The organism is Gordonia otitidis NBRC 100426, from assembly GCF_000248075.1.
Lineage (GTDB): Bacteria > Actinomycetota > Actinomycetes > Mycobacteriales > Mycobacteriaceae > Gordonia > Gordonia otitidis.
Genome location: NZ_BAFB01000173.1, coordinates 1 through 9375, shown reverse-complemented (window position 1 = coordinate 9375; position 9375 = coordinate 1). Strand labels below are relative to the sequence as shown.

The 9375-nt window shown below is 64.6% G+C and carries 9 protein-coding genes; 4 read left to right on the top strand and 5 right to left on the bottom strand.

Going from position 1 to position 9375, the window contains the following annotated elements; genetic code table 11:
- The 3 genes from GOOTI_RS17030 to GOOTI_RS17020 form a co-directional block, all read right to left on the bottom strand.
- On the bottom strand, window positions 1-965 hold a 965-nt coding region (locus GOOTI_RS17030; protein ID WP_007239857.1), incomplete at its 3' end, for a tyrosine-type recombinase/integrase.
- Window positions 966-1281: 316 nt separating this feature from the next.
- On the bottom strand, window positions 1282-1977 hold the full coding sequence (locus GOOTI_RS17025; RefSeq protein ID WP_174299153.1) for a hypothetical protein: 696 nt from the start codon (window positions 1975-1977) through the stop codon (window positions 1282-1284).
- A gap of 208 nt (window positions 1978-2185) precedes the next feature.
- Window positions 2186-2779, bottom strand: a complete 594-nt coding sequence (locus GOOTI_RS17020; protein WP_007239855.1) for a glycoside hydrolase domain-containing protein — start codon at window positions 2777-2779, stop codon at window positions 2186-2188.
- A 195-nt stretch (window positions 2780-2974) separates the two neighbouring features.
- Here GOOTI_RS17020 and GOOTI_RS17015 point away from each other — a divergent pair, with 195 nt between their 5' ends.
- Both GOOTI_RS17015 and GOOTI_RS17010 read left to right on the top strand, forming a co-directional pair.
- Window positions 2975-3790, top strand: a complete 816-nt coding sequence (locus GOOTI_RS17015) for a hydroxypyruvate isomerase family protein (RefSeq protein ID WP_007239854.1) — start codon at window positions 2975-2977, stop codon at window positions 3788-3790.
- Between the two features lie 49 nt (window positions 3791-3839).
- Window positions 3840-4724, top strand: a complete 885-nt coding sequence (locus GOOTI_RS17010) for a 2-hydroxy-3-oxopropionate reductase (RefSeq protein WP_007239853.1) — start codon at window positions 3840-3842, stop codon at window positions 4722-4724.
- A 30-nt stretch (window positions 4725-4754) separates the two neighbouring features.
- Here the strand turns inward: GOOTI_RS17010 and GOOTI_RS17005 are convergent, their stop codons facing one another.
- On the bottom strand, window positions 4755-5375 hold the full coding sequence (locus GOOTI_RS17005; RefSeq protein WP_007239852.1) for a TetR/AcrR family transcriptional regulator: 621 nt from the start codon (window positions 5373-5375) through the stop codon (window positions 4755-4757).
- A 148-nt stretch (window positions 5376-5523) separates the two neighbouring features.
- Between GOOTI_RS17005 and GOOTI_RS17000 the strand changes: the two genes are divergently transcribed.
- Together GOOTI_RS17000 and GOOTI_RS16995 are read left to right on the top strand one after the other, a co-directional pair.
- Complete coding sequence (locus GOOTI_RS17000; RefSeq protein WP_007239851.1) at window positions 5524-6558, top strand: agmatine deiminase family protein; 1035 nt, start codon at window positions 5524-5526, stop codon at window positions 6556-6558.
- Window positions 6555-8594 carry an amidase gene (locus GOOTI_RS16995; protein WP_007239850.1) on the top strand — a complete coding sequence of 680 codons (2040 nt, stop codon included), beginning with the start codon at window positions 6555-6557 and terminating at the stop codon, window positions 8592-8594. The genes GOOTI_RS17000 and GOOTI_RS16995 overlap by 4 nt, the downstream gene beginning before the upstream one ends.
- Before the next feature lie 98 nt (window positions 8595-8692).
- Here GOOTI_RS16995 and GOOTI_RS16990 read toward each other — a convergent pair.
- On the bottom strand, window positions 8693-9375 hold a 683-nt coding region (locus GOOTI_RS16990), incomplete at its 5' end, for an HNH endonuclease signature motif containing protein (RefSeq protein WP_007239849.1).

The following is a 9375-nucleotide window of genomic DNA, read 5'->3' as shown; positions in this document are numbered from 1 at the left end:
CGCAGATCGTGCGGACGGACAGCACCCACACGCTTCCGGTTCACGCCCTCTCCGACCATCGCGGCATTGCCAGCCGCAGTGAGCCCATGAGCGAACGAAGTCCCGTTAGGTGGAGTCCCGGCAGGGGTACGCAATACCAAGCCGTACAGAGGCTTTGATCCGCCCTTGTACTCGACGGTTGGCGGTGCTCCTAGCCCCTCCGCGTCCAGCCGCTCCCCCAGCAGCTTCGCCAGCCGATCACCTATCGGCACCGTGCGAGTCTTCCCCGTCTTCGGAGCCTTCATGTAGTGCGCGCGACGCTCCCACGACCAGCGAACCGTAATGACCTTGCGATGCAGGTCCACATCGTCCCAGTGAATGCCGCAGGCCTCACCCCAACGGCAACCAGTCCCGAGCAGCAGCTCGAACGTGAACTGATACTGCTCTGCGAGCACATCGCGGATCGCGTCAACCTCAGCCGTCGACAGCCACCGTTCCGGGCTTGGCGGGATCGCCGGATACTCCAACGACGTACACGGATTCACGTCTATCAAGCCCTCACGCATCGCCGCCTTCAACGACGCCGACAGCACGCCCACGGTTTTGCGGACAGTCGACGGAGACAACCCGGCCCCGCCCTGATCCTTGGGCCGCGACAGGTCACGCACCCACGCCTGGACCGCTGGACGGTCAATGTCCGAGAGCATCGCCGTATCCCACTTGGGCGCAAGGTGAACAGTGATCCGAGTGTTGTCCCTGTCGAGGGTCGACGCCTCAACGGTCCGCGTCGGCACCCACCGCTCACGCCACTCACCCCACGTCAACGTTTCCTTGGGCTTGCGTGTGCGTGCCTCGTCCTCGGCAGCTTGTGCCTTACCGAGTGCGGTTTTCTCCTTGTCGAACGTGCCCGCCGACTTCTGCTTGCCGTACTCATCGCGGTACAAGGCACGGTAGCGGCCACTCTTCAACTGTTGCGTCCACGCCATACCCCTCACAGTAGCGTGTAGCAGACTGCTTGAATACGTGTAGCAGCGTGTAGCAAAACTCGGTGATCACGTGTCCCCTAGAGGTTCCTTATGGAACACGAATCTAAGCCGAAATAGCCTCTACCAGCAGCAATTACGGCTGCTTGACCTGCACGAACATCGTATGGTATTGCTTTATGCGGATCGGTTTCAAAACCCGTCCAGTGTGAGTTCGAGTCTCACCGAGGGCACCAATTGCGAGCAGGTCGGAGGAAGTCTGACCTGCTCGTCGTCTCTCACGACCCCTGCCGATTCACCGTCTGACGCTACGACAAGGTCAGCGACCCAGGACCGATACCGATGTGTCGTCGACAGTTCGTGCGGCAGTTCGGGTGGCACGCACCCCGTGTGCGACGAACACTCCCACACCCCAAGTGATCAGAGCGATGCCGAGGATCATCCCGTGCGTGATTCTCAGTGGTCCGGGCACGAAGAACACCGGTAGGAATACGACCAGGCAAGCGCCTGCGACAGCAGCCGCCGACCGGGGCACGACCGCCCCACTCGCACGGATCGCGCGCACGATCACAATGAGGCCGACGGCCGCCAACAGAAGCCAGCCGACGGCGAAGGTCGCCATCGGCACAGCCGCGTAGCGAAAGCCGTCGGCAATGGCCAGCGCGTCATACTCGCGCGTATCGCGCGCCCATTCACCGACTGCCGCGAGTCCGAAAGCCTCGGCGCCGTAATAGGGCAACAGCAGTGACGCCGCCAACCAGGCGGTCAACTCCACACCGGCGCCCCAGCCCCTGAGAAATCGCAGAGCCACCGCGATCAGTGCGAAACCGGCCATGGCACACACATGAGAGGCTGCCCATGTCCATGCGGCGAAGCTGTCAGCTCCGTGTCGACTGTCCTCCGCGTCAAATCCGCGCATCAGCGGGTACAGCACGAACAGAAAACCGGCCACGATCATCGCAACCACCGAGACCAGCTGAGCCGAGCCCGTCGAACGTTGCCGAAGAGCTGACATGAGACCACCCTGCCGTCGTAGTGAGCACCGCTCTCACAATTAGAGAGCAGCGCTCTCTGTACGTCAACCCCCAGCCCCTGCACCCACCGCGACCTCAGTGTCGGCCGCGAACACTCACCCCTCCGGAATCACCTCTGCCACCCCTGATCGGCACGCGCCGGTTTGGCCAGCGATCCGCCCATTCGTGTCGCCCCGGGTCGGCGCGCGTTTAGCCGCGGTACTGACCGAAATCGTCGGGGTAGCGGTAGTCGACGTCGCACTCGACCCCGGCGACGTTCACATATCCCGCGTCGGTGTCCTGAAAGATGTGCATGCGACGGTCACGATTGCTGCCCGACCACGCCGCGGTCTGCCAGGCGTACGTACACACCCCCGCGTCCAGCGCCCGCGATACTGACCAGAATCCGCCGTAGATACCGACCCGGGCTTTTCCGAGCACGTCGCTCGCACCTCGCAGGTAGTCGTTCACCGCCGCCTGATCCGCCTCAGTGGTGTCCCAGTCCGCGGAGAAGTACACGGGCGCGCCAACCAGTCCGAGCTGCGCGACGTACCCGTTGGAGTACTGCGCATCAGCCTTTCCTCCGTCGTACCCCGATTTCATACGGTCGGCGTACGTTTCGTAGTTGCAGACGATGGCGATCCCGTTCTGCTGCAGATCCCGAACCTCCGAAGCAATCAGCTGCTTCCCGGGCAGCGACGGCCCACCGTCCGTGAGATAGCGGCACACGAACGTTCCACCCGCATCGCGGATCGCACGTCCAGGAGGTCGCCCGCCCGCGTAGTCGAATCCTTTGGCTGCCATGCCTCGACGGTAGAGCCAGGGCTCGACCCCACGCTCTCGCAGGTCTTCTTCGGCACGACGCTGATCTCGTCCCGCGCGGTCGATAGCCGGCACACAGAGAGAACGCGCGCCCGGAGCTTTGACGGCTGTGCAGGTCCGACAGAGCCACCGACTACCCTCCCAACGAGAGCATCGGCACGACAGGAGCGGCACGCGGTGGACACCCGACGATTGACGGTCAACTGCTCGATTCTGTTCACCGATCTGCCACTCCTACGTCGACCGCAGGCGGCTCGCGAGGCGGGTTTCGACGCCGTCGAGTTCTGGTGGCCGTTCGGCGCGTCGGTTCCGTCGGATTCCGATGTGCAGGCATTCGTCTCGGCGATCGCCGATGCCGGGATGCGGCTGACACACCTGAACCTCGCCGCAGGCGATCTGGCCGCAGGAGAACGGGGTCTGCTGTCGTACCCGCAGACGTCCGACGAGTTCAGAGACAGCGTGGAAGTTGCCATCGGGATCGGAAAGCAGCTGGGCACAGTCGGTTTCAATGCGCTGTACGGCAACCGCATCGAGGGCGTGGACCCCGCCGAGCAGGATGCCCTCGCCGCCGAGAACCTGGCATCGGCGGCCCGCGCCGCGGCGACCATCGACGCCGACATCCTCCTCGAACCGCTCAGCGCGATACCTACCTATCCACTTCGCGTCGCCGATGACGCAATTAGCGTGACCCGACGCGTCCGCGACGAACACGGGGTCGACAACATTCGTCTGCTCGCCGATCTCTATCACCTCGCCGTCAACGGCGATGATCTCGACCTGGTGATCTCCCGGTACGCCGACCGGATCGGTCACGTCCAGCTCGCCGACGCACCTGGCCGCAGCGAACCCGGCACCGGCACAATCGATTTCGCGCGACATTTCGCCGCCTTCGACACCGCGGGCTACCCGGGCTGGTTCAGTCTCGAGTACACGCAGACGCAGCCCGACCCCTTCGCCTGGATCCCGGAGTTCGCATCAGGCGCGCACGAATGAACACACAAGTCGCGGCAACCCACAGGCCCCGAACGAAGGAGTGCAGCTCATGACGACCATCGCGTTCATCGGACTCGGCGTGATGGGCAGTCCGATGTCGATCAACGCCGTCCGCGCGGGGCATCGCGTCGTCGGATACAACCGCACACCCTCACGCGTCGCTGCCCTCGTCGACGCCGGTGGTCGGGCTGCGGACTCGATCGCCGACGCCGTCGCGGACGCAGACATCGTGGCCACGGTGTTGCCCGACTCCCCCGACGTCGAGAAGGTACTGACCGCCCCGGACGGCGTATTCGCGCACGCTGCGCCCGGAGCCGTCATCGTCGACTTCTCCACGATCCGACCTGACGTCGCCCGTCGAATGGCCCAGTTCGCCGACGACGGTGGGCACGCTTTTCTCGACGCTCCGGTATCGGGCGGCGAGGAGGGCGCGATCAGCGGCGACCTGTCGATCATGGTCGGCGGTACCGACGACGCGTTCACCAGGGCCGCACCACTGTTCGACGCGGTCGGCGCCACCGTCGTGCATGTCGGACCCAGCGGCAGTGGACAGTTGGTGAAAGCGGCGAATCAACTGATCGTCGCTGCCAACATCGAGGCGCTCGCCGAGGCGATCGTGTTCCTCGAGGCCAACGACGTCGAGACGACGAATGCGGTACGAGTACTCGGCGGTGGCCTCGCGGGATCAACTGTTCTGGATCACAAGGCGCACCGCATGATCGGTCGCGATTTCCGCCCAGGAGGTCGAATCGACCTGCATCACAAGGATCTCGGGATCGTCACCTCTGCCGCGCGAGAGGCAGGACTCGCCCTCCCGCTCAGTTCACTCGTGGCAACACTGATGGCGTCAGCCCGGGCCAACGGTGACGGCGGACTCGACCACAGCGCTTTGTTCCGTGGTGTCGAACGGCTGTCGGGACGACTCGACGACTGACGGGCATCCCGGTCACGAGAACCGACACTGCTATTGCAGAGCGCCACGTGCGAGCCCGAGTTCATTCTCCATCGCGCGACGCACGAGTCGTCCGCGGTCGGGCGCCGCGGCGTAGTGCACCAGGGCATGCGAATTGACCCCGTCGATCATTCCCAGGAACTGCCAGGCGACGTCTGCGGCGTCGTCGGTGGTGAACTCCCCTGAGCTGACGCCGTCGCCGATGAGATCGGCAACCATCGACTGCCATCTCGCCATCACCTCGCGCACCGCGGCTGCGAGTGGCTGGTTGACACGACCGAGGCTGAAGGCATCGGTCCATGCGATCGTGACATCGTCGCGTCCCGGTTCGGTGAGTGTCGTGATCAGCCGATGCAGCTTTGAGGTGGCAGTCGGTTCCGACGACAACAACGCAGCAATCTCGTCGACTTCCGCGGTGGTAATCGCCGAGAACGTCGACGCGACGAGTTCTTCCATACTCGGCTCGTAGTGGGCGACGAGTGCGGGCGCGACCCCCGCTTGCGCACCGACGGATCGGAGCGTCAGTGCGGGAAGACCTTCGGCACGGGCGACCTGCCGTGCTGCGGAACGTATTTCGTCCGCGCGTTCCGCCGGCGACTTGCGGGGGGCCCGAACCCGACTCTTCGACACCATCACACTGCGATCATCACGTCTGTTGATCGATGAGTCAACAGCTATTGATCGCCGAATCAACAAAACTCCGGCTTCCGCTTGACGGCACTGTTGCAACCCCTTACCGTTCTAGCTATTGATTGTCTGATCAATATCGAAAGGTCCCACAATGCCCTGGACAATGCCCGCCGAGACCGCCCCCCACGACCGTGTGTGGATGGCCTTTCCACGCATCAACACCACGCTGGCAGAAAGCGCAGCCGACGCCGAGACCGCCTACGCGGCATGGAGCCAGGTGGCCAATACCGTCTCCGAGTTCGAGCCGGTCACCATCGTCGTGGACCCCTCCGAGGTCACGCGTGCCCGTTCGCTGATCTCCAGCGAGGTGACGATCGTCGAGGCACCGCTCGACGACGCATGGATGCGCGACATCGGCCCGACCTTCGTCGTCGACGACTCGGGCCAACTCGGTGCTGTCGCGTGGACTTTCAATGGCTGGGGCGCTCAGGAGTGGGCGGAGTGGACCAACGACCGTCAGATCGGACGGTTCGTCGCAGGCCAGGCGGGCGTTCCCGTCATCAGTTCCATGCTCGTCCAGGAGGGCGGCGCCATCCACGTCGACGGCGAGGGAACCGTACTGGTCACCGAGACGGTGCAACTCGACCCCTACCGCAACCCGTACGCCACGCGCGAGACGATCGAAGCCGAGTTGGCACGGACGATCGGTGCACGCAAGGTCATCTGGGTTCCGCGCGGTCTGACCCGTGACTACGAGCGGTTCGGGACACGCGGGCACATCGACATGGTCGCCACCATTCCATCCCCCGGCACGTTGCTCCTGCATCACCAGTCGAATCCCGATCACCCCGACCACCCAGTCACCAAGGGACTCCGCGAGTTCTTCGAAGGCACCACCGACGCGGCCGGCAGATCGTGGGACATCGTCGACCTTCCCGCACCGGCGACGATCCGCGACTCCGAGGGCTTTGTCGACTACAGCTACATCAATCACCTCGTCGTCAACGGCGGCGTCATCGCATGCGGCTACGGCGAGCCCGACGCCGACGCACACGCAGCCGAGATCCTGTCATCGGTCTATCCCGGGCGGCGTGTGGTGACCATCGACGCGCGGGAGATCCTGGCACGAGGCGGCGGCATCCACTGCATCACCCAGCAACAGCCCTCGGTCGGTGCCGGATCATGAGCGAGGCAGCGCAGACACCTTCACTGGTCGAAGCGTCGATCGCCGAACTGAGTAGGGCACTCGAGTGCGGCGACGTCACGAGTGTCGAACTCGTGGCCGGATACCTGAACCGCATCGCCCACTACGATCGACATGGATTGACGCTCAATGCGATTCCGGTGTTGAACCCTGAGATGTTCGACGAGGCGCGCGCCTCGGACGAACGCCGCACCCGTGGCGAGGCGCGGGGACCGTTCGATGGCATCCCGTACACCGCCAAGGACAGCTATCGCGTTCGAGGTCTCACCGTGGCGTCTGGCTCACCCGCATTCGCGCACCTCGTTGCCGGGTCGGATGCCTTCGCCGTCGAACGCTTGCGGGCAGCTGGAGCGATCTGCCTCGGCCTGACCAACATGCCACCGATGGCCAATGGCGGCATGCAGCGTGGCGTGTACGGCAGAGCCGAGAGTCCCTACAACCGCGAGTACCTCGCAGCCGCATATCTGTCCGGATCGTCGAACGGGTCGGGTGCGTCGACCGCGGCGAGCATGGCCGCCTTCGGACTCGGCGAGGAGACGTGGTCGAGCGGTCGGTCCCCGGCTTCGAATAATGCCTTGGTCGCATACACACCATCGCGCGGCGTGATCTCAGTGCGCGGTAACTGGCCGCTGACGCCGACAATGGACGTCGTCGTGCCGCATACGCGGACCGTCGACGACATGCTGGCACTGCTCGACCTCCTCGTTACCGACGACCCTGACACGCGCGGCGATTTCTGGCGCACACAGCCGTGGGTCGAGTTGCCTGCGGCGTCTTCGGTACGCCCCGAGTCGTATCAGCACTTGCGCGATCAGGATGCGTTGCGGGGTAAACGCTTCGGTGTCCCCCGGATCATCCTGGGTAACGACCCCGAGGCCGGTTGGCCGATCACGCCACGCCCGTCGGTCATCGAGTTGTGGAACCGTGCCCGCACTGACCTGGAGGCAGCGGGCGCAGAGATCATCGACGTGGATTTTCCCGCGCTCACCAACTACGAACTCGACCGCGACGATGCTCACGACGGCTACGCGCGCGGAATTCTGCCAGAGGGATTCTTCGACGCCGAGATGTGGGACCTGACCACATGGGCGTGGAACGACTACCTGCAGGCCAACGGAGATCCGGCGCTGAGCCGCCTCGCCGACGTCGACGGGTCACTGATCTTCCCGCTTGCCGACGGCACGATTCCCGATGAACTGCACGGGTATTACGCGCGGTACAACCTCGACATCAGCCGGTATCCGCAACGGGCTGCGAATGGTATTCGGGAGCTCGATGAGATTCTCGACCTCGCCGACGGAGTTCGTGGGCTGGAGGAATTGCGCCGCATCGACCTGGAGGAGTGGCTCGACGAGTTGGGTCTCGATGCACTCGTCTTCCCCTCCGCGTTGGATGTCGGAGCTGCTGACGCGGACGTGAATCCTGAGGCCCATGAAAAAGCGATGGCCAACGGCGTCTGGGTGTCGACCGGAAACACGATGATCCGTCACTACGGCATCCCGACTGTCAACGTCACCATGGGCACGATGAGCGACATCGGTATGCCCGTGAACCTCACCTTCGCCGGGCGAGCCTATGACGACAACGCATTGCTCGCCTACGGATGGGCCTACGAACAGGTTTCCCGACGACGAGTCGCTCCGCCGACGACGCCAGAGCTGCCACCTCTGCAGCGCCCGAGCGAAGCGCCACAAGGCAGCGCGGCGGGGCAAGCAGTTGGCGAAGCCATTTCTCCCACAATCGAACTCAGTGCCGCTACACGTCCAGGAACTCAGACCGCCGTCATCGACATCACCGGCGCATCCGACGCCGCCCTGTTGCAGCTGTTCGTCAACGGAGAGGCAGTCGCATTCGACCGCGACGGCGAGGATTTCTCCGCCTCGGTCGAGATTCCCGCGATCGAACTCCGCCGGCTACATTCCCAGTGGCGCCTGCCCTACGGAGCGATCGTGATGGCCATCGCGACGTCGGCGAGTGGCGTTGCGACCGGACAATTAGTGGTGGCCGGCGGCATCTGAACGGCGGGGTGATTCCCTGGCGAGCACGACGCTCGGCAACCACTCCTGCCCCGCCACCTGGTGTGGTGGCGGGGTGTGATGTGGCGAACATGCGACGGTCAGGCGGCGTCGGGTAGAGGCGGGTCGATGCCGCCAGGTGAATAGTCGCCGGGTGGTGGGTCGGGATCTGGGTCGAGATCGAGCCGACGGGGTGGGTTCCAGGTGATGTCGACGCGGCGCTCACCGGCGCGCTCGGGTGTGGTGTCGAGCAGCGCGGTCAGTGCGTGGTGCTCGACAACGCTGATCGATATGGGTGTTGCTGGGCCGGCGCGATTCTCACGCGCATCGCCCCGACCGCTCGACCTGCTCACGTCGCCGCGATCGACATCCTCCCGCACCGCACCAACACCTGCATCAACAACCGCACCTGTGCCTACACCTGGGCCCGCAGCATCTGTATCTGCTGCACGTGTGTGTCGGCGGCGTCGATCGGCCAGGTTGGTGATGGTGCCGGTGGTGGCCGACGTTTCGACGCGCGTGGTGGCGAGATAATCGCGGAAGTCGGCGGCCACATCCGCGGCCCGGTTGATGTGTTCGGGGTTGGGCGGCATACCTGGGGCGGCGTTCAACCGCCACGCCACCCGACCCGTATCCGGGCCGTCGGTGATGATGCGGGTCGTGTACTGACCCGGCTTGGATCCGACGCGACGGTTGTGCACATCGCAGGCCGGTGCCAACTGGTCGATATCGGTGAGCCCACCGTCGGCCCAGTCCTTGACGGCGTGATGCATCGCCACCCGGA